The sequence below is a fragment of the Actinomadura kijaniata genome, assembly GCF_014138665.1.
GTDB lineage: Bacteria > Actinomycetota > Actinomycetes > Streptosporangiales > Streptosporangiaceae > Spirillospora > Spirillospora kijaniata.
Map to the genome: position 1 here is coordinate 168,333 of NZ_JACJIA010000011.1, position 26,672 is coordinate 195,004.

Genomic DNA, 26,672 nt, shown 5'->3' on the forward strand with positions numbered 1-26,672 from the left:
CCGGCCGAGCCCCGGCCCGCGTCACGTACACTGATCAGATGATTTCGCTCCTGTGCTGACAGGGCTTCGAGCGCGTCGCGGCCATGGGCCCGTGGCGCGCTGTTTTGTGCCCGCCGCGCCGCCGACCCCCGGCGGCCGCGCCGCCCGCGGGCCGCCTGTCCGCCGCCGAGCCGTCCGTCAGGGAGCTCCGTCACCGTGATCATTGCCAACGACATCGAGCTGCGCGCCGGATCCCGGCTGCTGATCGAAGGCGCCACCTTCCGGGTCAACCCCGGCGACCGGGTCGGCTTCGTCGGCCGCAACGGGGCCGGTAAGACCACCCTCACCAAGGTCCTGGCCGGGGAGGCCACGCCCGCGCAGGGCGGCGTCACCCGCTCGGGCACCATCGGCTACCTGCCGCAGGACCCGCGCGGGGTGGACCTGGAGGAGCTGGCGCGCGACCGCATCCTGTCGGCGCGCGGCCTGGACGAGGTGATGCGCAAGCTGCGCGCGGCCGAGGAGCGGATGGCCACCGCCACCGGGACCGAACGCGACAAGGCCGTGCGCAAGTACGGCCGCCTGGAGGAGCGGCTGCACATCCTCGGCGGCTACGCCGCCGAGGCCGAGGCCGCCTCGATCGCCTCCAGCCTCGGCCTGCCCGACCGGGTGCTGGGCCAGCCGCTGGGCACGCTGTCGGGCGGCCAGCGCCGCCGCGTCGAGCTGGCGCGGATCCTGTTCTCCGACGCCGACACGCTGCTGCTGGACGAGCCCACCAACCACCTGGACGCCGACTCGGTCGTGTGGCTGCGCGACTACCTGAAGTCGCACCAGGGCGGCCTGGTCGTGATCAGCCACGACGTGGAGCTGCTGGACGCCGTCGTCAACCGGGTGTTCCACCTGGACGCCAACCGCTCGGTGATCGACATCTACAACGTCGGCTGGAAGAAGTACCTGGAGCAGCGCGAGACCGACGAGCGCCGCCGCAAGCGCGAGTCCGCCAACGCCCAGCGGCAGGCGTCGGCGCTGCTGAGCCAGGCCGACAAGATGCGCGCCAAGGCCACCAAGGCCAAGGCCGCCCAGCAGATGGACCGCCGCGCCCGCCAGCTGCTGGCCGGGGTCGAGGGGGAGCGGCAGTCCGACAAGGTGGCCAAGATCCGGTTCCCGGATCCGGCGCCGTGCGGCAAAACCCCCCTCACCGCTACGGGTTTGTCGAAATCGTACGGATCCTTGGAGATCTTCACCGATGTGGACCTGGCCATCGACCGGGGCAGCCGGGTCGTCATCCTCGGCCTGAACGGCGCCGGCAAGACCACCCTGCTGCGCATCCTGGCGGGCGTCGACAAGCCCGACACCGGCGGCGTGGTCGCCGGGCACGGGCTGCGCATCGGCTACTACGCCCAGGAGCACGAGACCCTCGACACCGAGCGCTCGGTGCTGGAGAACATGCAGTCGGCCGCGCCGGACCTGGCGCCGGTGGAGGTCCGCAAGATCCTGGGGTCGTTCCTGTTCTCCGGCGACGACGTCGACAAGCCCGCCGGGGTGCTGTCGGGCGGCGAGAAGACCCGGCTCGCCCTGGCGACGCTGGTGGTCTCCAGCGCCAACGTCCTGCTGCTGGACGAGCCCACCAACAACCTCGACCCGGCCAGCCGCGCGGAGATCCTCGCGGCGCTGCGCACCTTCACCGGAGCGATCGTGATGGTGACGCACGACGAGGGCGCGGTGGAGGCGCTCCGACCGGAAAGAGTGATTTTGCTGCCCGATGGTGTGGAAGACATCTGGAGTGATGAGTTTTCCGATCTGGTGGCCCTGGCGTGACCTGCAGATCGGCTTCGGCAGATCTTTTCTGGCCGAGTGGGTAGCCGAACGCGCGGGAATGACTGATCATGGCGGGGGATAACGCAGCGGTCACCACATCACTACGGGAGGTACTCGTGGCCGAGACCCTCAAGAAGGGCACCCGCGTGACCGGTGCCGAGCGCGACAAGCTGGCGGCGGAACTCAAGAAGAGGTACGACTCCGGCGAGAGCATCCGCGCGTTGGCAGCCGCCACCGGCCGCTCCTACGGGTTCATCCACCGGATTCTCACCGAGTCCGGTGTCAACCTGCGTGGTCGCGGCGGCGCGACCCGTGGCAAGAAGTCCTGAACGGACGTCGAACCCCCGGATGAGCGCACCGCCCGATCCGCCGTCGCGGCCGACCGAGTAGGGTTCGGTCGCGGCGGCGGATCGGCGGCACCGCCCGGTCGCCCGGCGATCGGGTGAGGCCTTCCTGCCGCCGTGCACGAGGGAACGGCGTCACTGGCAGGTGACGCCGCACTGGCGGAAAGGAAGCGTCATGGTGGACGCGAGGAGTGGGAGCCCGCGGCCGGAACCGGTCATGGAACCGGCCGCGGACCTGGCCGAGGCCGGCCTGCGTCTGGAGGTGGACGGGGCGGTCGCGACCGTCGTCCTGGACCGGCCCGAGCGCCGCAACGCCATGACGTTCGCCACCTGGCGCGGCCTGGCGCGCATCGGCCGGTCCCTGCCCCCGCAGGTGCGGGTGGTCGTGCTGCGCGGCGAGGGGCCCTCGTTCTCGGCCGGCATCGACCTGTCGATGTTCTCCGGCGGCTCGGGGGAGTCGCTGCCCGACGGGAGCGACTTCGCCGCCTCGGACGCGTTCATCGCCGAGTTGCAGGAGGGCTACACCTGGCTGCGCGACCCGCGGTTCGTCACGGTCGCGGCGATCCACGGCCATGTCATCGGCGGCGGGTTCCAGCTCGCGCTGGCCTGTGACATCCGCGTCGCGGCCGACGACGTGAAGCTGTGCATGAAGGAGCCGGCGCTCGGCCTGGTCCCGGACCTCACCGGCACCAAGCCCCTGGTCGAGATCGTCGGGGTGAACCGGGCGCTGGAGCTGTGCCTGACCGCCCGCACGGTCCTGGCCGAGGAGGCCCGGCGCCTCGGCCTCGCCGAGATCGTGGTGCCGCGCGAGGGCCTCGACGACGCCGTCAGGGAGCTGGTCGGCTCGCTGCTGGCGGTCAACCCCGGCGCGGCCGTCGCCACCAAGCGGCTGCTGCTGGAGGCCACCGAGAACACCCTCGCGGAGCAGTGCGCCGCCGAGCGCCGCGAGCAGATCGGCCGCCTGCGCGAGATGGCCGAGGCCCGGCGCCAGGGCTGACCCCACGACATGCGAACGGCCCGGACCGCGCAGGTCCGGGCCGTCGCCATGCTCGCCTACTCCAGCACGCCTACTTCAGCGCCTCCCGGCCGCCGCGGGCCAGCGGCAGCAGCACCTTCGAGGCGCCCGGCTGCACGGTGACCTTCGTGCCGGGGGTGTACCGCAGCGTGTAGTCGTAGTCCGTGGACAGGACGATCACGCCGAGGCGGTGGCCCGGCTTGACGACGTAGTCGGTCGGCTCGAAGTCCCACCTCAGGTCGTAGAGCCTGCCGGGCCGGACCGGGGTCTCGCGGGAGATCGAGTACCGGTTGCGCACGTCCAGCCAGCCCCGGGTGATGATCTTGTAGGGGGCGGTCTCGGTGACGTGGGTCTGCCGGGGGATGCACCCGCTGTCGCCCGGCACGCCCTCACCGGGGCAGAACTGCTCGGTGGTGTTGGCGCGGCGCCCGGTCGGCCGGGTGTCGGTGCCGTAGTCCACCAGCAGCGCCGTCAGGTACGGCGAGCGGCCGTCCAGGGACGCGCGGAACGCGGCCCTCGGCGTGCCGTTGATGCGCACCGGCCGCTTGAGCGCGCCGGTCAGGTAGGCCAGCCGGTTGGGGTCGGCCTGGTTCTCGTTGACCACCAGCTGCTCGGCGGTGCGGGTGCGGCCCTGGTCGGTGAACGCCTGGGGGGCGCCCCCGCGGGGTCGCGGCGACAGCGCGCCGGGCTGGCCGTTCGGACCGGCGTTCAGCGCGAGGCCCACGGTGCGCGTGCCGGGGACCGGCCATTCCCTGGCGGTCTCCCACTGGCCGGGGGCGCGCTCGATGTCGACGCGCGGCTCCCGGTCGATCCCGTTGGGGATGTTGTAGAGGAACCGGTCGAACCACCGGCCGGTCTGGCGCATCCACTCCTCGCCGCGCCAGCGGACCGGGGTGGCGTGGTTGGCCTGGTGCAGCCACAGCTTGCGCGGGACGCCCGCCCGCTTGAGGGCGTTCCACCACTGCACGGAGTGCTTGACCTTGACGTTCCAGTCGTTGAGGCCGTGCACCACCATGACGGCGGCGGTCACCTTGCGCGCGTCCCCGACGTAGTCGCGCTCGGCCCACACCTTCGAGTAGTCGCCGGTGACGCGGTCCTGCTTGGCCGTGATCTCGTCGATGACCTGCTTGCAGACCTCGGGGTTCTTCCGGGTCAGCACGGCCTTGGCGAGCACGTCCAGGTCCTCGCCCTGGAACTCGTAGGGCGCGACGACGCCGCCGTTGGCCCGGTAGTAGTCGTACCAGCTGGAGATGGCGGCGACCGGGACGATGGCCTTCAGGCCCTTGACGCCGGTGGCGGCGGCCATGTTCGGCAGGGTGCCGTTGTAGGACTGGCCGGTCATGCCGACGTTGCCGGTGGACCAGGCGGCCTTCACCGGCGCGCCGTCGGGGGACCAGCCGCGGGCGCGGCCGTTCAGCCAGTCCACCGCGGCCCGGGCCCCGGCCTGCTCCTGCCGGTCGCCGGAGGTCGGGCAGCCGGTGGAGCCGCCGGTTCCGATGCTGTCGACCTGGGCGACCGCGTAGCCACGCGGGACGTAGTAGTTGTCCAGGTAGCCGGGGAACACCTCGGCCAGGTTCCGCTTGGCGGCGGCCCGGCCCTTCCGCTGCACCCCGTCGATGTCGACCGGGTGCATCGGCACGTCGTGGGTGCCCGCCCAGTAGGGGCTGGGCTCGATGATGGTGGCGACCTTGAGACCGGCGTCGGTCTCCTTGGGCCGGATCAGCCGCATCCGCACCCGGTCCCGCACGCCGTCGCGGTCGCTGTCGACCGTGGTCTCGACGTCGACGGTCTGGGTCACCGCGTCGGCGCGGGAGAAGACCGGCTGGGTCTCGCCGTTCCTCACCTTGATCTTGGGGGTCGCCGGGGTGGGGGCGGCCCCCGCCGGAAGGGCGGTCGTGGCGAACAGGGCGGACGCGAGGGTGACCGCGCCCGCGCCGCCGCGCAGGAGGCGTTGTCTCACAAGGGCTCCAGGGGGGAGTGAGCCGGAAGTTGCTGATCATATTTATCGGGCCCTTGCGACAAAGTCCATATAGCCGGGTACACCTGCCGGACCTGGACATTCGGGATGGCGTGCGTCGGCGGGAAGGGGGCGGGCGCGCACGGTGTTGTTCGGGGAGACTGGAATGCTTACTTGATTACACGCGCGTTCGCCGCGGTCGGCGGGGCGGACGCGCCCGGACCCCTACGGAGGCCGCAGTGACGATGCCCGGCAACGGGTGGCAGGTGATGGCCTCGTTCCGGCGCGACGGATCGGTGACCAAGCAGAAGCTCAAGCCCGGAACGGTACGGCGGATCGCGGGTTACGCCCGGCCCTACGTCCGCGAGCTGGTGCTGTTCCTGGCCCTCAACTCGCTGGCCGCCGTGATCGTGGTGGCCAACCCGCTGCTGCTCAAGGCGATCATCGACAAGGGCATCGTGCCGAAGGACCACGGCCTGGTCGTCGGGCTGGCGCTCGCCGTCGCCGGCCTGGCGCTGGTGGAGGCGGTGCTCGGGCTCGCCCAGCGCTGGTACTCGGCCCGGATCGGCGAGGGGCTGATCTACGACCTGCGCACCCAGGTGTTCGGGCACGTGCAGCGCCAGCCCGTCGCGTTCTTCATGCGCGCCCAGACCGGCTCGCTGGTCTCCCGGCTCAACAGCGACGTGATCGGCGCGCAGCGCGCCCTGACCACGACCCTGTCCTCGGTGGTGTCCAACGTGCTCAGCCTGGTCCTGGTGCTGGGCACCATGCTGGTGCTGTCCTGGCAGGTCACGCTGATCGCGCTGCTGCTGCTCCCGATCTTCATCCTGCCGGCCAAGTGGGTCGGCCGCCGCCTGTCGGCGATCAGCCGCGAGCAGATGCAGCTGGACGCCGAGATGAGCTCGCTGATGACCGAGCGGTTCAACGTCGCCGGGGCGATGCTCGCCAAGCTCTACGGCCGCCCCGCCGACGAGGAGCGCGACTTCTCCCAGCGCGCCGCCCGCGTCCGCGACATCGGCGTCGTGGCGGCGATGTACGGCCGGGTCTTCTTCACCGCCCTCACCCTGGTCGCCGCGCTGGCCACCGCCATGGTCTACGGCGTCGGCGGGCTCCTGGCCGTGGGCGGTGCCCTCCAGCTCGGCACGCTGGTGGCGCTGGCGACCCTGCTGACCCGCATGTACGGGCCGCTCACCGCCCTGTCCAACGTGCACGTCGACGTGATGACCGCCCTGGTCAGCTTCGACCGGGTCTTCGAGGTGCTGGACCTGAAGCCGCTGATCGACGACGGGCCGGACGCCCGGCCCCTCGACGGCGCCGCGGGCGCCGCGCCCGCCGTGGAGTTCGACCACGTGTCGTTCCGCTACCCGGCCGCCGAGGAGGTGTCGCTGGCCTCCCTGGAGTCGATCGCCCGCGCCGAGGCCGCCACCTCGCGGGAGGTGCTGCACGACGTGACGTTCACCGCCGGGTCCGGCCAGCTGGTCGCGCTGGTCGGCCCGTCCGGGGCGGGCAAGTCCACGATCACCCACCTGGTGTCGCGGCTCTACGACGTCACCGGCGGCGCGGTGCGGATCGGCGGGCGGGACGTGCGCGAGGTGACCCTGGAGTCGCTGCGCGACCGCGTCGGCGTCGTCAGCCAGGACGCCCACCTCTACCACGACACCATCCGCGCCAACCTCGCCTACGCCCGTCCCGGCGCCACCGACGAGGAGATCTGGGAGGCCCTGGAGGCCGCGCAGATCGGCGACCTGGTCGCGGCGATGCCCGACGGCCTGGACACCGTCGTCGGCGACCGCGGCTACCGGCTGTCGGGCGGAGAGAAGCAGCGCCTGGCCCTCGCCCGGCTGCTGCTGAAGGCCCCCTCGGTGGTGGTGCTGGACGAGGCCACCGCCCACCTGGACTCCGAGTCCGAGGCGGCGGTGCAGCGGGCCCTGGCCACCGCGCTGGCCGGCCGCACCTCCCTGGTGATCGCGCACCGGCTGTCCACGGTCCGCGAGGCCGACCAGATCCTGGTGGTCGACGACGGCCGGATCGTCGAGCGCGGGCGCCACGAGGAGCTGCTGCTGCGCGGCGGCCTGTACGCCGAGCTGTACCGCACCCAGTTCGCCCGCCAGGACGGGTCCTCCGACGGACCCACCGGCGGGCCCACCGACGGGCCCGAGGCGGCCAGGGCCCTGACGGCCGACTGACCCGCCGCGCGACCCGTCATACGGGCCGTCCCATCCGCCACGCGCGTCCCCTCCGAAACACGTGACGCACGCCACAGAATGCGGTTTCCTTGTCTTCCCTTCGGTGAGCCGGAGCGGAAACCAGACGTCCATCTGCGAGCGTCAGATTGGTACGGAGCCCCACGAAAGGTCCGTGACAGAGAGGGGAACAGCGTGCGTCCGACGATCCGTCCGGAGCAGCTGGTCAAGAGCGGTCCCGGCCGCTACGCCGTCCTGCTGGCCGGGCTCGGCGCGGCGGGCGTGGCCCTCGGCTGGCGGCTGGGCCCGGAGACGGCCCCGAAGCCCCGCGAGCTCGCCCGCGCCGTCATTCACCGTCGCTGAGCCGGTAGCCCAGGCGCTTCAGCTCCGCTCCGGCGACCTTCTCGACCTGGACGAGCTGACGCGGTGACAGGCGTTCGCGCCAGACGCCCGTGCGGGGTTCGGCCGCCTCCCGGTCGCGGGGGCGGACCAGCCCCGCCACGGTGCCCCGCGAGATCGGGGCGCCCAGGTACGCCGACACGTCGTCGGCGATGCGGCTCGGGTGGTGGACCAGGTCCTCGTACCGGACCGTGTAGAGCTGGTCGTCGGGGGTCTGCGCCCGCAGCCGGGCGCTGAGCCGGACCGCTCCACGCCACCGCAGCGCGCACTTGACCGCCGTCGCCGCGCGCGACCAGCGCTCGCGCTCGCCCAGGTCCTCCACCCCCAGGAACGGGTTGGGGAACACCGTCTCCAGGTTCGCCAGGCCCGGCTTGAACCACGCCAGGCAGCGCTCGTCGCCGAGCATCTCGGCGACCACGTCCCGGCCGTCCCGGATCACCTGGAGCAGCTGGGCGTCGGGGAAGGCGTCCAGCAGCACGTCGGCGCTGTAGAGCAGGTCGGGGGAGGCGTCGGCGAACCGGTGCACCACCTTCGACTCCACGCACGGCCCCGACGGGTCCCCGGCCGGGGCGTCGCGCCGCACCGCCCCGGCGCGGCGCGGCAGCCCGGCCAGCTCGCGGCACTCGGGCGGGCACTCGGCGCACGACCGCGCGGAGATCTGCCAGGACTCGGCGTAGGCGTCGCGCAGCACGCGGGCCGCGCCCACCACCCGTTCGGTGGCGATCGACGGCCGCCGCGCGAAGGCGTAGGTGACGCGCAGCACGCTCGGGCGGCCCGCGGTCAGATGGAACCCGGGGGACCGCTTGATCGCACGGGCCAGCAGGTCCGCACCGGAGTGGGGCGCGCCCAGGATGAACACCGGGCGGCGGACCTTGGTGCCGTGGATCACAAGGATGTGCGGCGTCGTCCTCATACCGGCGACCAGTCTGACACCTTCGGGGACAGGGCGCCTCCACGACGCTCCGTGGGCCCCGCCCGTGTGCCGGGGCCCGTCCGTGTACGAGGAACAGAATAGAGCGTTCCGGGCCTAGCCTTGGTCCATGGACGTTCCCCAGACGCTGCGCCGGTGGTTGCGCCAAGCCGAGGCGATCACCGTGCTGTCCGGCGCCGGGATCAGCACCGACAGCGGCATCCCGGACTTCCGCGGCCCGCAGGGCGTCTGGACGAAGGACCCCACGGCCGAGCGCCTGTCGACGATCGGCGCCTACATCTCCGACCCGGAGGTCCGCCGCCGCGCCTGGCGGTCCCGCCGCGACCACCCCGCCTGGAACGCCGAGCCCAACGCCGCCCACGCCGCCCTGGTGGACCTGGAACGCTCCGGGCGCCTGCGCGCCCTGGTCACCCAGAACATCGACGGCCTGCACCAGCGCGCCGGCTCGGTGAACGTGCTGGAGATCCACGGCACCATGCGCGAGGCCGAGTGCCTGGTCTGCGGGCTGCGCACGCCGATGCCGGAGGTGCTGGCCCGGGTCGACGCGGGGGAGGAGGACCCGCCGTGCCCCGAGTGCGGCGGCATCCAGAAGTCGGCGACGATCTCGTTCGGGCAGCCGCTGCGGCAGGACGTGCTGGACGCGGCGGTCGACGCCGCCCGCTCCTGCGACCTGTTCCTGGCGGTGGGGACCTCGCTGACCGTGCAGCCCGCCGCCGGACTGTGCCTGGAGGCCGTCGAGCACGGCGCCCGACTGGTGATAGTCAACGCCCAGCCCACCCCCTACGACGCGGTCGCCGACGCCGTGCTGCGAGAACCGATAGGTGTGACGCTTCCGCGGCTGGTGGCGCTGTCATTGAAAACTGAACCTTGATCGGTCCGAGGTCTTCCGTCAGTCGGGATCACCTGTCAAGCTCTACACGGTGTAATGCGAGGAGGGATCGGGTTGCAGAGCGGGGGCGCTCACCCGGCGGCCGGCGATGATCATGCCGGGCCGGGCGGAGCACCACGTCCATACCCCCGGCTGCGGCCCGGTGACCGGGTCGCGGTGGTCGCGCCGAGCGGGCCCGTCGAGCCCGGCCGGCTCGCCGCCGGGTGCGCCGCGCTGCGCGCGACGGGCCTGAACGTGACCGTCGCCAAGCACGTACCGGACAGCGTGAACCTCGACGACAGCGCGCCGCGCCGCGCCGGCTGGCAGGGCCTGGCCGGGACCGACGCCAACCGGGCCGCCGACCTGACCGACGCCTGGTGCGACCCCGGGGTGCGCGCGGTGGTGTGCGCCCGGGGCGGCTACGGCGCGACCCGGCTGCTGGACCTGCTGGACTGGGACGTGCTGGCCGCCGCCGGGCCCAAGCCGCTGCACGGCTCCAGCGACGTGACCGCGCTGCACGTGGCGTTCGGGAACCGGCTGGGGGTCACCACCTCGTTCGGCCCGATGGTCGCCGGGCTGCTCGGGGCGGACGACCCGGACGCCGCGAGCACGGCGTCGTTCCGCGCCGCGCTGTTCGGCGGCCCGCCCGTGCCGGTCACCGGCAGCGCCGCGCTGCGCCCCGGCCGTGCCGAGGGGCCGCTCACCGGCGGTACGCTGTCGATGCTGACGGCCCTGCTGGGGACCCCGTACGCCCCGCCCCCCGCCGCCGGGCGCGTGGTGTTCCTGGAGGACGTCACCGAGGCCCCCTACCGGATCGACCGGATGCTGGTGCAGCTCCTGCAGTCGGGCTGGTTCGACGGTGTGGCCGGGATCGCGCTGGGCTCGTGGGACGGATGCGGCGACCCCGCCGAGCTGGCGGCGGTGTTCACCGCGCGGCTCGGCCCGCTCGGCGTGCCGCTGCTGGCCGGGGTCCCGGCCGGGCACGGCCCACGCCAGCACACCCTGGAACTCGGCGCTCCGGTGCGGATCGACGCCGACGCTCTGACCCTGGTCCCCCTCCCGGGAGGCGCTCGATGAACGGCCGGAACGTCCGCCACGACCCCACCATGGACGGCGCGCTCGACTCGCTGCTGGTCCTTGTCGCCGAGAACCTCGGTTACACCTGCCGCCGGGTGTCGGCCGACGCGGTGCTGCTGGAGGGCGCCGCCCGCCTGCACGTCAGCGTGCGCAACCTGCGCCAGCTGGCCCGCCGGGTGCCGCGCGACGACTGGCCCGCGCTGGTGTCGGACCACGTCACCACCATCGTCACCGCGATCGAGGAGCCCCTCGACCTCAGCGACTTCGACCTCGGCCAGCACCTGCTGCGCACCCGCGCCTACCCCGTCGAGGCCGACAACGGCGGGCTGGCGTCCCGGCCGTTCGTGCCCGGCCTGGTCGAGGTGGTGGTCGTGGACACCCCCACCACCGTGCGGACCGTCACCACCGAGGAGATGCACGGCTGGCCGGTCTCGGGCGACGCGCTGTTCATGCTCGGCCGCGCCAACGTGCGCGCCGACGGCCCGCTGACGCACGACGAGCACTCGCTGGGTGGCGTGCGGGTGTCGGTGCTGCACGGCACGACCTCCTACACCGCCACCCACCTGGCGTGGCTGGAGGAGTACCTGCCGATCGGGCCGCACGGCGCGCTGGTGGTCGCCCCCACCCACGGCCAGATCGTCGCGCACGTGCTGCGCCCCGGCGGGGCCGACCCGCGCACCCGTTACCGGGCCGCGGTCGCCGCCGCCGAGGAGCTCCACGCCTACGCCCTGCGCGCCCACGAGGACGGTCCCGGGTCGCTCAGCCCGCACGTGTACTGGTGGCGCGGGGGAGACCTCACCGCGCTGCACCTGCGGTACGAGGACGGCCGCCTGGTCCTTCCCAGCGACTTCGTGGCGGTGCTGACGGCCCTGGCCGCCGAGCACTGACCGAGCACTGACCGAGCACCGGCCGAACGCCGGCCGAGCACTGCCCGGGCGCCCCGGACGCGGAACGGCCCGCAGCCGGTGGGGCTGCGGGCCGTCCGGCCGGTGCCGGGGTCAGGCGGCGGCGGGCTGCGGCGGTGCCTCGACCGGCGCCTCCTCCTTCACCGGGGTCTTCACGGCCAGCATGGGGATGAACACGTGGGCCAGCGGGCCGATCGCCACCGCGTACAGCAGGGTGCCGATCCCGACGGTGCCGCCCAGCAGCCACCCGACGGCCAGCACGGTCACCTCGATGCCGGTGCGGACCACCCGGATCGAGTGGCCGCGCGCGGCCAGGCCGGTCATCAGCCCGTCGCGCGGCCCCGCGCCGAACCCGGCGCCGATGTAGCAGCCGGTGGCGAACCCGCCGACCACGATCGCGGTGATCAGGTAGGTCCAGCGCATCGCCGGGTCCCCCGGTTCGGGCAGCAGCCACAGGAACAGGTCGGCGAACAGCCCGACGAAGATCACGTTGCTGACCGTGCCGAGCCCGGGCCGCTGCCGCAGCGGGATCCACAGCAGCATCACCAGCGCCCCGGCGATGATGATCCACGCCCCGATCGACAGCCCGAACCGCCGGGACAGGCCCTGGTGGAACACGTCCCACGGGTCGTTGCCCAGCGTGGAGGCCACCTGGAGCGCGATGCCCAGTCCGTAGAGGGCCAATCCCGCGTACAGTTGCACCAGGCGGCGTGTCATCAAGGCCATTTCTCGAACTCCCCTCAAAGCGGTGACGACCTGCGTCCCGTCGAGGGGACGCCGTGTCGCCACGATCATTCTGGTGGAGAGTGGCCTGTTCTTTTAAGGGCCAATATGAAAAAGTGGTCTGCATGAGCGCGCGTTACGTGAGCGGACCGCAGCTGGCCCGGATGCTGGGCGACGTCCCGCCGGAACGGCCCTTCTACGCGGCGCTGGCCCGCGCCGTGCGGGCCCTGGTCCTGGACGGGCGGCTGGCGGTCCGCACCCGGCTGCCCGCCGAACGCGACCTGGCCGCCGCGCTCGGCGTCAGCCGCACCACCGTCACCTCCGCCTACGACGCGCTGCGCGCCGAGGGCTACGTCGAGAGCCGCCAGGGCGCGGGGAGCTGGACCCGGCTGCCGCCGATGCGGATGACGGCCCTGCCCCCGGCGCGGTCGCCGCGCGGCCGGACCGCCGGGCCGGGCGGGCGGCCGCCCAGCGCCCGCACCGGGATGATCGCCGGGCAGTACGGGATGGCGCACGCGCCCGCCGACGCGGCCTTCATCGACCTGGGCTGCGCCACCCCCGGCGCGCCCGCGATCTTCCAGGAGGCGGTCGCGGCGGCCGTGGAGAGCCTGCCGCGCTACAGCGCCGGCCCCGGCTACGAGCCCGCCGGGCTGGTCGAGCTGCGCGAGATCGTCGCCGCCGGCTACACCGACCGGGGCGTGCCGACCCGTCCCGACCAGATCGTCGTCACCACCGGCGCGCAGCACGCGTTCACGCTGCTCACCCAGGTGCTGCTGGAGACCGGCGACCCCGCCCTGGTGGAGCGCCCCACCTACCCGCACGCCCTGGGCGCGCTGCGGCGGCGCGGGGCGCGGCTGGTCCCGGCCGGGGTCAACGAGGGCTGGGACGCCGAGCTGGTCGCCCAGACGATGCGGCAGGCCGCGGTCCGGCTGGCCTACCTGATCCCCGACTTCCAGAACCCGACCGGCCTGCTGATGGGCGAGGACGACCGGGCCGCCCTGGTGGACGCCGCGCGCCGCGCCGACGCGTTCGTGGTGGCCGACGAGACCTTCGCCGAGCTGTCACTGGACCCCGACGCGCCGCGCCCCGCGCCGCTGGCGGCGTTCGACTCCGGCGGCCGGGTCGTCAGCGTCGGGTCGGCGTCCAAGCTGCTGTGGGGCGGGCTGCGGATCGGCTGGATCCGCGCCACCGCGCCGCTGGCCCGCCGCCTGGCCATGGCGCGCGAGCCGATGGACATGGCCAGCCCCGTCCTCGACCAGCTGATCGTCGGCGAGCTGCTGCAACGGGTCGGGGAGGTCCGCGCCGAGCGCGCGACCGCCCTGCGCCGCAGCCGCGACGCGCTGGTGGCGGCGCTGCGCGAGCACCTGCCCGAGTGGGAGTACACCGTGCCCGACGGCGGGATGTCGCTGTGGGCGCGGCTGGACGCGCCCGTGGCCACGCTGCTGGCCGAGGCCGCCGAACGGCACGGCGTGCGCGTGGTGCCCGGCCCGGTGTTCGGTGCCGACGGCGTCCTGGAGGACTACGTGCGGCTGCCGTTCGTGCTGCCGCCCGACACGCTGCGCGAGGCCGTCGAACGCCTGGCGGCCGCGCACCGGGAGGTCGAGTCCTCCCCGGTCGCGCGGCCACTGCCCGCCTACGTGTGACCGGTCAGGGGGCGCGCTGGATGTAGTCGACCAGGTGCTCGCGTTCGCTCTCCAGGGCGTCGATGGTGCTCTTGACCACGTCGCCGATGCTGACGATCCCGACCAGCCGGTCGTTCTCCACGACCGGCAGGTGCCGGATGCGGCGTTCGGTCATGGTCTGCCGCAGGTCGTCGACGCGCGCGTCCGGCTGGCAGGTGTGCACCTCGGCCGTCATGATCTGCTCGACCGGGCGGTCCAGCAGGCCCGCGCCGTACTCGTGGAGGTGGCGCACCACGTCGCGCTCCGAGACGATCCCGGTGATCGTTCCGCCGTCGGGCGACACCACGACCGCCCCGATGTTGTGCTCGGCCAGGGTGGCCAGCAGCTCCCGGACGGTGGCCTCGGGTCGCACCGTGGCCACCGCCGTTCCCTTCCTCCGCAGGATGTCTCGAATGCGCATGGGCTCACTTCCGAGTGGTCGCAGGGGCCGTTGCCGACACCGTCGCACGTTCCGCGTTCCGGCGGAAGCCCGCGGAGGCGACGCCTTGCCGCCCTCCATCATGCCCTGAGGGAATAAAAGCCGCAGATCGGGATGAAGTGGCGCATGACGAGCGCATCACCGCGGACCGTCGAGACCGATGTGCCGGCCCGGCTGGACCGGCTCCCGTGGTCCCGATGACACTGGACGATCCTGCTGGGTCTCGGCGCGGTCTGGATCCTCGACGGCCTGGAGGTCACGGTCGTCGGCGTGATCGGCCCCCGGCTGACGGGAGAGGAGGGCGGGCTCTCGACGTGGTGGGCCGCCGCACCATGATCGCGACCTCGTACATCGGCTCGGGCGTGCTGCTGGTGGGCGCCGGGTTCCTGTTCCGCGCCGAGGTGCTGACCGCCTGGACGCTGACCGCCTGCTGGTGCGCGGTGTTCTTCCTGGCCTCGGCCGGGGCCGGCGCCGCCTACCTGACCGTCAGCGAGATCTTCCCGATGGAGACCCGCGCGCTGGCGATCGCGGCGTTCTACGCCGTGGGCACCGGCCTCGGCGGCGTGGTGGGCCCGGTGCCGTTCGGCCGCCTGGTGGAGACCGGTGATCCGGCGGCGGTGGCGGGCGGCTACTTCCTGGGCGCCGCACTGATGATCGCCGCCGGGATCGTGGAACTGCTGATCGGGGTGGCGGCGGCCCGGCGTTCCCTGGAGGACATCGCCCGCCCCCTGTCCGCCGAACCCACCTGACCCGCGGTGCGGCTCGGGCCGTCGGCGGGTGGCGGCCGGGGGACGGCCGGTCGTCACACGGGCGTGACGGTGGCCGGGACGGTCAGGACGCGGTCGGGGCCGAGGACGCGGACCGGGCCCTCCAGGGTGACCGATCCGCGCAGGGGCAGGTCCTGGCTGGAGCGGCCCACGGCGATCTCCACCACCCCCGGTTCGACGACGCGCCGCAGGTCCGGGCCGGTGAAGGAGGTGCGGTCGGCGTGCACGGCGAAGGTCACGCGCGCCGCCCGTCCGGGCTCCAGCCGCACCCGCGCCCAGCCCGCCAGCCAGCGTTCGGGCCGCACGACCGAGGCGACCGGGTCGGCCAGGTAGAGCTGGACGACCTCGGTCCCGGCGCGGTCGCCGGCGTTGCGCACGACGGCGCTCACCGTCACCGTCCCGTCGGTGGGGGCCCGCTCGTCGGTCCGCAGGTCGGAGTAGTCGAAGCGGGTCCAGGTCAGGCCGTGGCCGAACGGGTACAGCGGCGCCGGGTCGACGGTGCTCCAGTCGTGGGCGGCGTCCATCCGCGACCGCAGGTACGGCACCGGCGGGGAGGTCGGGTCGCGCGGCACGCTCAGCGGCAGCCGCCCCGAGGGGTCCAGGCGGCCCGACAGGACGCCCGCGACCGCCCCGGCTCCCTCCTCGCCGGGGAAGAACGCCTGGACGACCGCGGCGGCCCGGCCGGCCAGGGCCCCCAGCGCGTAGGGGCGCCCGCTGAGCAGCACCACGACCGTGGGCGTGCCGGTGGCCAGCACCGCCTCGGCCAGCTCGCCCTGGCGCCCCGGCAGCGCGAACGTCGCGGCGTCGCAGCCTTCCCCGGAGGTGCCGCGGCCGAACAGCCCGGCGCGGTCGCCGAGCGCCAGCACGCACAGGTCGGCCTCCGCGGCGGCGGAGGCCGCGGCGGCGATGTCGGCGTCCGCGGGCACCCGCACGTCCTCGGCCGCCACCACCCGCACCGCGGCGTCGCCGAACTCGGCGCGCACCGCCTCGGCCAGCGACGGGATCGCCACCCCGAGCGGGAGTCCGGGGTGGTGGCCGCCGACGTGGTTGGGGAAGCTGTAGCAGCCGAGCATGCCCGCCGGGTCGTCGGCCAGCGGCCCGACCAGCGCGATCGCGCCCCGCCCGGTCCAGGGCAGGACACCGCCGTTGGCCAGCAGCACCACCGACTCCTCGGCCAGCCGCCGGGCCAGGTCCCGGTTGGCGGGAGGGTCCAGGTCGACCGGCGGCCCGTCCCCGGGCCCGTCCCCGGCGGCGGCGCCGTCGAGCAGTCCCAGCTCGGCCTTCAACGTGAGCACCCGGGTGACGGCGCGGTCCAGCAGCTCCTCGGGGACGGCGCCGCCGCGCACCCGCTCCACCAGCGGCTCGCCGTAGCAGCGGACGGTGGGCAGCTCCATGTCGATGCCGGCGCGCAGGGCCAGCGCCGCGGCCTCGCCGCGCGACCCGGCCACGCGGTGGCGGCTCTCCAGGAAGGAGATGCCGAAGTAGTCGGAGACGACGACGCCGGTGAAGCCGAGCTCGCCGCGCAGCAGCCCGGTCAGCAGGCGCTCGTCCGCCGCGGCGGGCATGCCGTCGGTGTCGGTGTAGGAGTGCATGACCGCACGGGCGCCGCCCTCGCGCAGCGCCATGACGAACGGCTCCACCATGACGTCGGCGAACTCGCGCGGCCCCATCGGCGCCGGGGCCATGTTGCGCGCGGCGCGGGAGGCCGAGTAGCCGACGAAGTGCTTGAGCGTGGCGACCACGCCGGAGCGTTCCAGGCCGCGCACATAGGCGGCGCCGACGGTCCCGACCAGGTGGGGGTCCTCGCCGACGCACTCCTCGGTGCGGCCCCAGCGCGCGTCGCGCACCACGTCCAGCACCGGCGCCAGCCCCTGGTGGACGCCCAGCCGCCGCATGTCCGCCCCGATCGCGGCGGCCACCTGCTCCACCAGCTCGGGATCGAAGCTGGCCCCCCACGCCGGCGGGGCGGGGTAGAGGGTGGCGCCCCAGGTCATGAGCCCGGTGAGGCACTCCTCGTGGACGATCGCGCCGATGCCGAACCGGTTCCCGGCCGCCACCCGCCGCTGCAGGTCGCGCAGGCGGGCGGCGCCCTCGGCGGGCGTCACCGGGGCGGTGCCGAACACCCGGGTGAGCTGCCCGAGCCCGGAGCGGACGACCTCGTCCAGGGTGGCGGCGGGCTCGCCGGAGTCGTCCTCCATGGGAGCCACCGGCGCGCCGGGGGCGGCGGGCATCGCCCAGTACCCGGCGAGCTGCCCCGCCTTCTCCTCCGGGGTCATCCGGGCCACCAGGGCGGCGACCCGGTCGGCGACCGGCAGCGCCGGGTCGCGCCAGGGTCCGCCGACCGCGCCGGCGGAGAGGGCTTCGGTCATCGGTCCCTACCTTCTTTCGGGGGCGTCCGAGGAGTGGGGCGGGGCGGTGGAGCCGCGGACGCGCAGCTCGGTGGCGAGCTCCACGCGCGGGGTCAGCGGCCGGCGCCCGTCCAGGAGCTGGAGCAGGGTGCGGGCCGCGATCCGGCCCATCTCCTCCAGGGGCTGGCGCACGGTGGTCAGCGGCGGCGACATCCACTCGCAGGCGGGCAGGTCGTCGAAGCCGACGACGCTGAGGTCCTCGGGCACCCGCAGTCCCGCCAGCCGGGCGGCCTGGTAGGCGCCCATCGCCTGCTGGTCGCTGCCGGCGAAGACGGCGGTCGGCGGGTCCGGCAGCGCCAGCAGCTCGCGGGTCCGCTCGAAGCCGCCCTCGTGCCGGAAGTCGCCGTAGCGCACCAGGTCCCGGTCGACCGCGATCCCGGCACGCTCCAGCGCGCTGCGGTAACCGTCCACGCGGGCCTGGGTGCACAGCATGTCGGCGGGCCCGCCGATCACCGCGATCCGGCGGTGGCCCAGCCCGACCAGGTGCTCGGTGGCCGCCAGCCCGCCGGCCCAGTTGGTGGCGCCGACGCTGGCGATGTCGCCGTCGGGAAGGTTCACCGGGTCGACCAGCACCAGGCCGACCCCGGCGCGTTCGAGCTGCTCGCGCTGGTGCCGCGTCATCCGCGAGGTCACCAGGATGACGCCGTCGCTGTGGTGCTGGACGGCCACGTTCTGCCAGCTCGGCGGGCGGGCGTCGTGGTCGCCGACCTGGGAGACGACCATGCCGATGCCCTTCTCGGCGCACTCGGCCTCCACGCCCCGCATGATCTCGATCGCCCAGGGGCTGTCCAGCCCCTTGATGACCAGGTCGATCAGGCCGGACCGGCGGGCGCGGCGCGTGCCGCCCGGCCCGGGGTAGTTGTGGGTGCGCAGCAGCTCCTCGACACGCCGGCGGGTCTCGGCGGCCACGTCGGTGCGGCCGTTGAGGACCTTGGAGACGGTCGCGGGAGAGACCCCGGCCTCGGCCGCGATCAGGGCCAGCGTCGGCCGCCCCGGCCGGTCGGAGACGTCATCGGATGCGCGTGCGGACACGGTCTCTCCTCCCGAGAACGATTGCGAACAGTATCGCAATCTTTCGAACTCGCCTAGCCTCCACCGACACCCTCGCAGGCCCGGCGGGGAAGGGGGTTTCACGTTCGGGGACGGAAACCGGAATGAGGTATTGACCACATTAGGGGTTCTCTTTAGAGTTCCACGGCAGTAACACCTTCGAAGCCTTTCGAAATGTTTCGGAAGATCGTTTTCTGCCCTCGGCCCCGACAACCCGAGCCCAGGAGGCCCCCCATGGGCATCGCGTCACCCTCACGCCGCTCCTTCCTCTCCGCCGCCTCCGCGGGCGCGCTCGTGGCCGCGGCCGGACCACTGCTCGGTGCCTGCGGGAACGACGGCGGCTCCGGGGCGGGCGGGAAGGTCACCCTGGAGTTCTGGAACATCGCCACCACCGAGCCGCAGAAGACCCAGTACCCCAAGGTCGTCCAGGCCTTCCAGGCGGCCAACCCCAACGTCACCGTCAGGATGACCGCCCTGGAGAACGAGGCCTACAAGGCGAAGATGACGGCGCAGACCGCCTCCGGGAAGCTGCCGGACATCTTCGTCTCCTGGGGCGGCGGCGTGCTGAAACAGCAGGTCGAGGCCGGCCTGGTCGAGGACCTCACCCGGCGGGCCGCCGACCTGTCGGCCACCCTGAACCCGCTGTCGATGGACGCCTACCGGCTCGACGGCAAGCTCTACGGGGTTCCGTACGACATGGGCATGGTCGGGTTCTGGTACAACAAGAAGCTCTTCGCCAAGGCGGGCGTCAAGCAGCCCCCCGCCACCTGGTCGGCGTTCCTGGACGCCGTCCGCAGGCTCAAGGCCGCGGGCGTCACCCCCATCGCGCTGGCCGGCAAGGAGAAGTGGCCCGGCCACTACTACTGGTCCTACCTGGCGATGAGGATCGGCGGCGGCGCGGTGTTCAAGCAGGCCGAGACGTCCAGGGACTTCTCCGCCCCGGTCTTCGTCGACGCCGGGCGGCGGCTGAAGGAGCTGGCCGACCTGCAGCCGTTCCAGCAGGGCTACCAGGGCGCCGGCTACCCGACGCCGGGCGGGCAGGCCGCCCTGATGGGCACCGGCCGCGCCGCCATGGAGCTCATGGGCCAGTGGGCGCCCTCCGTGCAGGAGGACGCCGGCGGCGACCTCGGCGCCGACCTCGGCTTCTTCCCCTTCCCCACCGTCGAGGGCGGGAAGGGGACGCTCACCGAGGTGTTCGGCGGCGGCAACGGCCACGCCCTGCGCAAGGGCGCCCCCAAGGAGGCCATGGACTTCCTGAGGTTCTTCCTCAACGCCGAGAACGAGCGCATGTTCGTCTCCTCCGGCGCGTTCATGCCGGTGGTCAAGGGCGCCGAGAGCGCCATCACCGACCCCAACCGCAAGCAGGTGGCCCAGGCGATGACCGGGGCGACCGGCTTCCAGCTCTTCCTCGACCAGGCGTTCGCGCCCGCGGTCGGCCAGCAGGTCAACGACAGCGTCGCCGAGCTGATCGCCGACCGTGCCACGCCCGAACAGGTCACCCGGGCGATCACGCAGGCCGCCAGGACCCAGTGACGGCCGTGAGCGGAACGAGCCGACGGCACCGGCCGGGCCGGGAACGGGAGGAAGGACGATGACCTCGGGACCGCCCGCGTCACCGGGCGCCTCCGCGCCGGCCACCTCGACCCCCGGAGCCCCACCCGGGGACGCGGCGGCCCCGGCCGCGCCCGCCCCGGGCGCGTCCGGGGCGACCGTGCCCGCCCGGAGCGCCGCGCGGCCGCGACGGCTGCGCCGATGGCTGTCCAGCGCCTGGTTCCTGATCCCGGCCCTGGTGCTGTTCGCCCTGTTCGTGCTGCTGCCGATCGCGATCGCGGGGTACGCCGCCTTCTTCCGGTGGGGCGGGTTCGGGCCGCCGAGCGAGTTCGTCGGCCTGGACAACTTCACCCGGATGGCCGGCGACCCGATCTTCCGCGGCGACCTGTGGCGCGGGCTGGTGCTGGTCCTGCTGTCGCTGGTGCTGCAACTGCCGCTGGCCGTCGGCACCGCCATGCTGCTCAACGGCCGCATGCGGGGCCGCGCCGTCTACCGGATGGTCTTCTTCGCGCCGTACGTGCTGTCGGAGGTCGTCACCGGGGTGCTGTTCGGCATGATCTTCCTGCCGGGCGGCGGGCTCGCCGACCACCTGGTGGGAGACCTGCCGCTGCTGGGCGGGCTGGCGGGCCGCTGGTTCTCCGACCCCTCCACCGCCATGCCGACCCTGTTCCTGGTGATGACCTGGAAGTACTTCGGCTTCCACATGATGCTCTACCTGGCCGGGCTGCAGAGCATCCCCGGCGAGGTGCTGGAGGCGGCCTCGATCGACGGCGCCGGGCCCTGGCGGCGGTTCCGCCACATCGTCCTGCCGCTGCTGGGGCCGACGCTGCGGATCAGCGTGTTCCTGTCGGTCATCGGCTCCATCCAGCTCTTCGACCTGGTCTGGGTGATCACCGCCGGCGGGCCGTCGCACTCCACCGAGACGATGTCGATCACCATGTTCCAGTACGGGTTCAAGCGCTACCAGATGGGCTACGCCAGCGCCATCAGCGTGGCCATGTTCGCCATCAGCCTGGTGTTCTCGCTGCTCTACCAGCGCTACGTCCTGCACCGCGACCTGCGCGGTGCCGTCACCGCCCCGGGAGCGCCCCGATGAGCACCGCCGCCCAGAGCACCCCCGCCCGGGAGCCCTCCGCGCCCTCCCGCCGACCGCGCCGGTGGGCGGGGAGCCTCGCCCGGCACCTGACCGTCTGGGTGATCGGCGCGTTCATCGTCGTGCCGCTCGGCTACGCGGTGCTGTCGGGCTTCAAGAGCACCGGCGACCTGTCGCGCAACCCGTTCGGGCTGCCCTCGCCCTGGCGGGGGTCCAACTACACCGGCATCCTGACCTCGGACGTGTTCTGGCGGCAGATCGCCAACAGCGCCGGGATCGCGATCGCCACCACGGTGCTGACCGTGGGGGTGTCGGCGATGGCGGCGTTCGCGTTCGCCCGCTACGCCTTCCGCGGCCGGGAGATGTTCTTCACCCTGTTCGCGATGGGGCTGATGTTCCCGTTCGCGGTGGCGGTGCTTCCCCTGTTCGTGCTGCTGAGAGCGTTCGGCCTGCTGGACAACCCGCTGGGCGTGGTGCTGCCGCAGGCGGCGTTCGGCCTGCCCATGACGATCATCATCCTGCGCGGGTTCTTCCGGACGATCCCCGCCGAGCTGGAGGAGGCCGCCACCATGGACGGCTGCGGCCGGTTCGGGTTCTTCTGGCGGATCCTGCTGCCCATGGCGCGCCCGGCGCTCGGCACCGTGGCGGTGCTGGCCACCGTCACGAGCTGGAACAACTTCTTCCTCCCGCTGCTGGTGCTCAGCCAGCCCCGCTGGCAGACGATCCCGGTCGGCGTCCAGCAGTTCCAGGGCCAGTACGCCACCGACTACGCGCTCGTCCTCGCCTACATCGTGCTGGCGATGGTGCCCGCCCTGGCCTTCTACGCGGTGGCCGAACGCCAGCTCATCAGCGGCCTCACCGCCGGCGCGACCAAGGGCTGACGCGTCCGGGGCCGGGTGACGGGACGCACGTGGAGCCGCGGGAAACGCTGAAGGACCGCATCCGACACGAGGCCCCGCCACTACCGCGGCCGGCTCGGGGAGGACCTGCGGCCCAGAACCGCTCACCACGGCACCTGATCCAGCAGGACCTGACGGAACCGGTGCCGGCGAGACCCGCGTCGAGCCTCCCCCGACGGGGCGGTGCGGCTTCGCAGGGCGCTGGAGGTGGAGCGCACCCCGGCCGGATGGCTGCCGCGGCGGCTTTCCGGCTGGAGTTCCCCACGCGGTTAACAGAGCCGACTGGGTCCGCAACGCGGGAGGTCAACCACACGAGCGATGGTTCTCCGCACAGCGTCAGCTTCGCTGGAGCAGCGAGGCGGGCAGCTCGGTGGTTGACGGTTCACCACCGAGCTGCCCGCCTCGACCCTGACCGGCTCACCGCTGTCCGGTACCGAGCCGTCGCCCGGTTCGCGGCGGGTCAGGCGCGGGTCCAGCGTTGGTTGCCGCTGTTCCAGCAGGAGTAGAGCTGGATCAGGGCGCCGTTGGCGGCGCCGGCGGCGTCCAGGCAGAGGCCGGACTGGACGCCGACGATGGATCCGTCGGAGTTGAGGCGCCATTTCTGGTTGTCGCCGCCCCAGCAGTTGTAGATCTGAACCTTGGCGCCGTTGGCGGTACCGGCGGCGTCCAGGCACTTGTCGCCGTAGACCCTGAGCTCACCCGCGGAGGTGGAGGTCCACTGCTGGTTGGTGCCGTTGTGGCAGTCCCACAGCTGGAGCTGGGTGCCGTCGGTGGTGGCGGCGCCGGGCACGTCCAGGCAACGGCCCGAACCGACGCCCCTGATCGTTCTCGAACCGGGGGTGGGCGGCGAGGTGGCGTTGAGGGCGTTGAGGACCGAGGTGTAGGCGGCCTTCTTGTTGCCGTTGCCGTCGAACAGCAGCGGTGTGTGCTCCGGGCGCCAGGAGTCGGTGTCGCGCACGCCCCAGACGGTGATGCCGAGGCAGCGCGGGACGGCCAGGCAGTCGTTGGTCACGTTGGCGTAGGTCGCGGGCGGGGCGCCCTGGATGTCCAGTTCGGTGATGGCCACGTCGACGCCGAGGGCGGCGAAGTTCCGCAGGGTGGTGCGGAAGTTGCTGTCGTAGGGGCTGCCGCTGTTGAAGTGGGCCTGGAAGCCGACGCAGTCGATGGGCACGCCGCGCTGCTTGAAGTCGCGGACCATGGCGTACATGGCCTGGGTCTTGGCCCAGGTCCAGTTCTCGACGTTGTAGTCGTTGTAGCAGAGCTTGGCGGCCGGGTCGGCGGCGCGCGCGGTGCGGAAGGCGACCTCGATCCAGTCGTTGCCGGTGCGCTGGAGGTTGGAGTCGCGGCGGGCCCCCGAGCCGCCGTCGGCGAAGGCCTCGTTCACGACGTCCCACTGGACGATCTTGCCCCTGTAGTGGGCCATGACGCCGTTGATGTGGTTGATCATCGCCTGGCGCAGCGCGCCGCCGCTGAGGCTGCGCATCCAGTCGGGTTGCTGGGAGTGCCAGGCCAGGGTGTGGCCGCGTACCTGCTTGCCGTTCTGGACCGCCCAGTTGTAGACGCGGTCGGCGGCGGTGAAGTCGAACCGGTCCCGCTGGGGCTCGGTGGCGTCGATCTTCATTTCGTTCTCGGCGGTCACCGAGTTGAACTCGCGGTTCGCGATCGTGGTGTACACCGGGTCGTTGAGCCTGCCCGAGGCGATGGCGGTGCCGAAGTAACGGCCGTTCTGCGCCGCCCCGGCGCCCAGCGTGCTCGCCGCGGCGGCGGCCGGAGCCGGTGTCACCAGAGCGACGGCCGCGCTGAGCACTCCGAGGGCGCATGTGGCGAGGGCCCGCCTGCGGATTTCGAATCTGGGCATGGCGTTCGTAGGCACGTCTGTTCCTCCATGAATGAACGAGGAGTGGAGGCGCGGGCCATATCCCGCGCAACAGACGCCGCGTTCCGGTATGGGGAACGCACACACCACCAGGGCGTCGCGGACTCAGTGTGTGAGCGCCTACAGATCCTGTCAATAGTCGTGAAATATTCCAGCGCGTGTATCCACTCGCCGAGTGGCGCACGCGGTCTATCAGCCGGTTTGTGCTCGAAAACTTTTCGAAGGTCCGGGACCCTTGACGGTGCCACTCCGCCTCGTATTTACTCCGGCCACCACCACCTCCCGGTCACCGATGGAGAGAAGGTCTCGTCCGACACAAAATGTTAGCGCTAACATTCAGGTCGAACGGAAGGAAGTACTTCATGTTGAGGATCGGTGCGATCCTGGCATCGCTCCTGCTGTCGGCGTCCTTGACCGTGACGAACGCACAGAACGCCGAGGCTGCGACAGTGGATGTGGACAAGTGGTACGTCCTGGTCAACCGCAACAGCGGCAAGGCCCTGGACGTCTACAACCTGGCGACCAACGACGGCGCCCGCGTCACCCAGTGGACCAGGAACGACCAGAACCAGCAGCAGTGGCGGTTCGTCGACGCCGGCGGCGGTTACTACCGCCTCAAGTCCCGCCACTCGGGCAAGGTGCTGGACGTCCACAACTTCTCCACCGCCAACGGCGGCCCGATCGTCCAGTGGGCCGACCTGAACGGCGCCAACCAGCAGTGGAGGCTGGCCGACAGCCCGGGCGGCCACGTGAGGCTCGTCTCGCGCCACAGCGGCAAGGCCCTCGAAGTGCAGGGCGCCTCCACCGCCGACAACGCGAACATCGTCCAGTACGACGACTGGGGCGGCGCCAACCAGCAGTGGCAGCTCGTCCAGGTCGGCGGCTCCGCCCCGACGTGCGACCTTCCGTCGACATACCGCTGGACGTCGACGGGCCCGCTGGCGCAGCCCAGGCCGGGGTGGGTCTCGCTCAAGGACTTCACCGTCGCCCCGTACGGCGGCAGGCATCTCGTCTACGCGACGACGCACGACACGGGGACGAGGTGGGGTTCGATGAACTTCGGCCTGTTCACCAACTGGTCGGAGATGTCCTCGGCCGGTCAGAACACGATGACGAATTCCGCCGTCGCTCCCACGCTCTTCTACTTCGCGCCGAAGAATATCTGGGTGCTCGCCTACCAGTGGGGGAGAAGCGCCTTCTCCTACCGGACGTCGAGCGACCCCACCAACCCCAATGGATGGTCATCAGAGCAGGTGCTCTTCTCCGGAAGCATCACCGGCTCCGGAACGGGGCCCATCGACCAGACGCTCATCGGTGACGGCACGAACATGTACCTTTTCTTCGCCGGTGACAATGGCAAGATATACCGGGCCAGCATGCCGATAGGGAACTTCCCGGGAAGTTTCGGAACGACCTCGACAGTGATCATGAGCGATACGACGAACAACCTGTTCGAAGCCGTTCAGGTCTACAAGCTCCAGGGCCAGAACCGGTACCTCATGCTCGTCGAGGCGATCGGCTCGCAGGGCCGTTACTTCCGCTCGTTCACGGCGACCAGCCTGAACGGTTCGTGGACCCCGCAGGCCGCGACCGAGGCCAACCCCTTCGCCGGGAAGGCCAACAGCGGCGCCACCTGGACCAACGACATCAGCCATGGCGAACTGATCCGTACCAGCGCCGACCAGACCTTCACCGTCGATCCCTGCAACCTGCAGTTCCTCTACCAGGGGCGCAGCCCCAACTCCGGCGGCGACTACGGCCTCCTGCCCTACCGGCCGGGTCTGCTGACGTTGCAGCGCTGACGGCGTGACACGGGTCCGGCTCCGGCGCGGACCCCGGCGGGGCGGGCTCGGCGGAAGGCCGAGCCCGCCCAGGTCGCCGCGGACAGGGCGACCCTCGGCTCCGTCGACGGGCCTCGGGCCCTCGGTCGGCACCGCCGCCCTGTGGCCGGCACGATCAGGATGGGAACAGCCCGGCGTTTTCGTTGGCGTGGTGCCGTTCGTTAATCGCTTGTCCGGCGCTCCGGGCCGGGACTACCGTGCCGCAGTGGATCTCTTCTCGCGTTCATGGGCGGCGCTGCGCACGGCGGTCGCCGAACTCCCGGACGAGTACTTCGAACGGCCCTCCGGCTGCACCGGCTGGCTCGTGCGCGACCTGGCGTGCCACCTGGTCATCGACGCCCAGGACGTCCTGATCACCCTGGTCACCCCCGCCGACACCGAACCGACCGTGGACGCGGCCGGCTACTGGAGCCTCCTTGACGAACCCCCGACCGGCGACGACCCGCTCGACGCGCTGATCCCCCGGCTGGCCGCCGCCTACGGCGAGCCGCGGTGGCTGAAGTTCCACCTCGACGACGTCGGCTCCGCCGCGGGCCGCGCCGCCGGGCTCGCCGACCCCGCCGCCCGCGTCAGCACCCAGGACATGGTGCTGACCGTCGGCGACTACCTGTCGGCGTACGTGCTCGAATGGACGCTGCACCACCTCGACCTGATCGCGCACCTGCCGTCGGCCGCCGATCCGCCCGCCGAGACCCTCGCCGCGGCGCGCGCCGCGCTGGAGAAGATCGCCGGAAGCCCGTTCCCCGCCTCGTTCTCCGACACCGACGCGCTGCTGGTCGGCACCGGACGCCGCGCACCGGACGTCGCGGAGAAGGCCGCGCTGAGCGACTTCCCCGCCAGGCTCCCCCTCATCCTCGGCTGATCCTCGGCCGCCCGGACGCCACCGGCCTT

Annotated in this window: 22 protein-coding genes; 15 read left to right on the plus strand and 7 right to left on the minus strand. The window is 72.6% G+C overall.

Annotation, left to right across the window (positions count from 1 at the left end; translation table 11 throughout):
- The first annotated feature begins 195 nt into the window (after positions 1 to 195).
- The 3 genes from HNR61_RS34220 to HNR61_RS34230 all read left to right on the plus strand — a co-directional run bounded on the left by HNR61_RS34220 (position 196) and on the right by HNR61_RS34230 (position 3,135).
- Entirely contained in the window at positions 196 to 1,794 is a 1,599-nt protein-coding gene (locus HNR61_RS34220; protein WP_182847277.1) for an ABC-F family ATP-binding cassette domain-containing protein, read from the plus strand.
- Positions 1,795 to 1,910: 116 nt separating this feature from the next.
- Positions 1,911 to 2,123, plus strand: a complete 213-nt coding sequence (locus tag HNR61_RS34225; RefSeq protein WP_012852589.1) for a helix-turn-helix domain-containing protein — start codon at positions 1,911 to 1,913, stop codon at positions 2,121 to 2,123.
- A gap of 232 nt (positions 2,124 to 2,355) precedes the next feature.
- Complete coding sequence (locus HNR61_RS34230) at positions 2,356 to 3,135, plus strand: enoyl-CoA hydratase/isomerase family protein (RefSeq protein WP_246444335.1); 780 nt, start codon at positions 2,356 to 2,358, stop codon at positions 3,133 to 3,135.
- Between the two features lie 70 nt (positions 3,136 to 3,205).
- Here HNR61_RS34230 and HNR61_RS34235 read toward each other — a convergent pair whose 3' ends face one another.
- A complete protein-coding gene (locus tag HNR61_RS34235) occupies positions 3,206 to 5,113 on the minus strand; it encodes a Xaa-Pro dipeptidyl-peptidase (protein ID WP_312898239.1) in 1,908 nt (635 codons plus the stop codon).
- 242 nt (positions 5,114 to 5,355) lie between these two features.
- Between HNR61_RS34235 and HNR61_RS34240 the strand changes: the two genes are divergently transcribed.
- Together HNR61_RS34240 and HNR61_RS34245 are read left to right on the plus strand one after the other, a co-directional pair.
- Positions 5,356 to 7,296 carry an ABC transporter ATP-binding protein gene (locus HNR61_RS34240; RefSeq protein ID WP_182847279.1) on the plus strand — a complete coding sequence of 647 codons (1,941 nt, stop codon included), beginning with the start codon at positions 5,356 to 5,358 and terminating at the stop codon, positions 7,294 to 7,296.
- A gap of 192 nt (positions 7,297 to 7,488) precedes the next feature.
- A complete protein-coding gene (locus HNR61_RS34245; protein ID WP_157419632.1) occupies positions 7,489 to 7,656 on the plus strand; it encodes a hypothetical protein in 168 nt (55 codons plus the stop codon).
- Here HNR61_RS34245 and HNR61_RS34250 read toward each other — a convergent pair.
- On the minus strand, positions 7,640 to 8,605 hold the full coding sequence (locus HNR61_RS34250; protein ID WP_182847280.1) for a sulfotransferase: 966 nt from the start codon (positions 8,603 to 8,605) through the stop codon (positions 7,640 to 7,642). The two genes, HNR61_RS34245 and HNR61_RS34250, sit on opposite strands and share 17 nt — an antisense overlap.
- Before the next feature lie 127 nt (positions 8,606 to 8,732).
- Here HNR61_RS34250 and HNR61_RS34255 point away from each other — a divergent pair, with 127 nt between their 5' ends.
- From HNR61_RS34255 to HNR61_RS34265, 3 genes are all read left to right on the plus strand, one after another.
- Positions 8,733 to 9,494, plus strand: coding sequence for an SIR2 family NAD-dependent protein deacylase (locus tag HNR61_RS34255; RefSeq protein WP_067812072.1), 762 nt, complete (start codon positions 8,733 to 8,735; stop codon positions 9,492 to 9,494).
- Positions 9,495 to 9,668: 174 nt separating this feature from the next.
- Entirely contained in the window at positions 9,669 to 10,568 is a 900-nt protein-coding gene (locus HNR61_RS34260; RefSeq protein ID WP_312898240.1) for a S66 peptidase family protein, read from the plus strand.
- On the plus strand, positions 10,565 to 11,455 hold the full coding sequence (locus tag HNR61_RS34265) for a hypothetical protein (RefSeq protein ID WP_182847282.1): 891 nt from the start codon (positions 10,565 to 10,567) through the stop codon (positions 11,453 to 11,455). Before HNR61_RS34260 ends, HNR61_RS34265 begins: the two co-directional genes overlap by 4 nt.
- 111 nt (positions 11,456 to 11,566) lie before the next feature.
- Here HNR61_RS34265 and yczE read toward each other — a convergent pair whose 3' ends face one another.
- A complete protein-coding gene (yczE, locus tag HNR61_RS34270) occupies positions 11,567 to 12,199 on the minus strand; it encodes a membrane protein YczE (protein WP_182847283.1) in 633 nt (210 codons plus the stop codon).
- A 122-nt stretch (positions 12,200 to 12,321) separates the two neighbouring features.
- Here yczE and yczR point away from each other — a divergent pair, with 122 nt between their 5' ends.
- Entirely contained in the window at positions 12,322 to 13,839 is a 1,518-nt protein-coding gene (gene yczR / locus HNR61_RS34275; protein ID WP_182847284.1) for a MocR-like transcription factor YczR, read from the plus strand.
- Positions 13,840 to 13,843: 4 nt separating this feature from the next.
- Here yczR and HNR61_RS34280 read toward each other — a convergent pair whose 3' ends face one another.
- On the minus strand, positions 13,844 to 14,278 hold the full coding sequence (locus HNR61_RS34280) for a CBS domain-containing protein (RefSeq protein ID WP_182847285.1): 435 nt from the start codon (positions 14,276 to 14,278) through the stop codon (positions 13,844 to 13,846).
- A gap of 215 nt (positions 14,279 to 14,493) precedes the next feature.
- Here HNR61_RS34280 and HNR61_RS34285 point away from each other — a divergent pair, with 215 nt between their 5' ends.
- Entirely contained in the window at positions 14,494 to 15,045 is a 552-nt protein-coding gene (locus tag HNR61_RS34285) for an MFS transporter (protein ID WP_376770289.1), read from the plus strand.
- Between the two features lie 53 nt (positions 15,046 to 15,098).
- Here HNR61_RS34285 and HNR61_RS34290 read toward each other — a convergent pair whose 3' ends face one another.
- On the minus strand, positions 15,099 to 17,432 hold the full coding sequence (locus tag HNR61_RS34290) for a beta-xylosidase/alpha-l-arabinosidase (RefSeq protein WP_182847287.1): 2,334 nt from the start codon (positions 17,430 to 17,432) through the stop codon (positions 15,099 to 15,101).
- A gap of 6 nt (positions 17,433 to 17,438) precedes the next feature.
- The gene (locus HNR61_RS34295) at positions 17,439 to 18,503 is read right to left on the minus strand and encodes a LacI family DNA-binding transcriptional regulator (protein WP_067812087.1); all 1,065 of its coding nucleotides are present in this window, start codon (positions 18,501 to 18,503) and stop codon (positions 17,439 to 17,441) included.
- Positions 18,504 to 18,755: 252 nt separating this feature from the next.
- Between HNR61_RS34295 and HNR61_RS34300 the strand changes: the two genes are divergently transcribed.
- From HNR61_RS34300 to HNR61_RS34310, 3 genes are read left to right on the plus strand one after another with little or no spacing between them, the layout of a single operon-like run.
- Complete coding sequence (locus HNR61_RS34300; RefSeq protein ID WP_182847288.1) at positions 18,756 to 20,054, plus strand: extracellular solute-binding protein; 1,299 nt, start codon at positions 18,756 to 18,758, stop codon at positions 20,052 to 20,054.
- A gap of 58 nt (positions 20,055 to 20,112) precedes the next feature.
- On the plus strand, positions 20,113 to 21,168 hold the full coding sequence (locus tag HNR61_RS34305) for a carbohydrate ABC transporter permease (RefSeq protein ID WP_182847289.1): 1,056 nt from the start codon (positions 20,113 to 20,115) through the stop codon (positions 21,166 to 21,168).
- Positions 21,165 to 22,046 carry a carbohydrate ABC transporter permease gene (locus tag HNR61_RS34310; RefSeq protein WP_182847290.1) on the plus strand — a complete coding sequence of 294 codons (882 nt, stop codon included), beginning with the start codon at positions 21,165 to 21,167 and terminating at the stop codon, positions 22,044 to 22,046. The genes HNR61_RS34305 and HNR61_RS34310 overlap by 4 nt, the downstream gene beginning before the upstream one ends.
- 478 nt (positions 22,047 to 22,524) lie before the next feature.
- Here HNR61_RS34310 and HNR61_RS34315 read toward each other — a convergent pair whose 3' ends face one another.
- The gene (locus HNR61_RS34315) at positions 22,525 to 23,847 is read right to left on the minus strand and encodes an endo-1,4-beta-xylanase (protein ID WP_312898241.1); all 1,323 of its coding nucleotides are present in this window, start codon (positions 23,845 to 23,847) and stop codon (positions 22,525 to 22,527) included.
- A gap of 455 nt (positions 23,848 to 24,302) precedes the next feature.
- On the opposite strand from HNR61_RS34315, the gene HNR61_RS34320 reads away from it, so the two are divergent.
- Positions 24,303 to 25,742 (plus strand): non-reducing end alpha-L-arabinofuranosidase family hydrolase, encoded by a 1,440-nt coding sequence (locus HNR61_RS34320; protein WP_220510133.1) that lies wholly within the window; start codon positions 24,303 to 24,305, stop codon positions 25,740 to 25,742.
- A gap of 244 nt (positions 25,743 to 25,986) precedes the next feature.
- Complete coding sequence (locus HNR61_RS34325; RefSeq protein WP_182847293.1) at positions 25,987 to 26,643, plus strand: maleylpyruvate isomerase N-terminal domain-containing protein; 657 nt, start codon at positions 25,987 to 25,989, stop codon at positions 26,641 to 26,643.
- Positions 26,644 to 26,672: the final 29 nt, after the last annotated feature.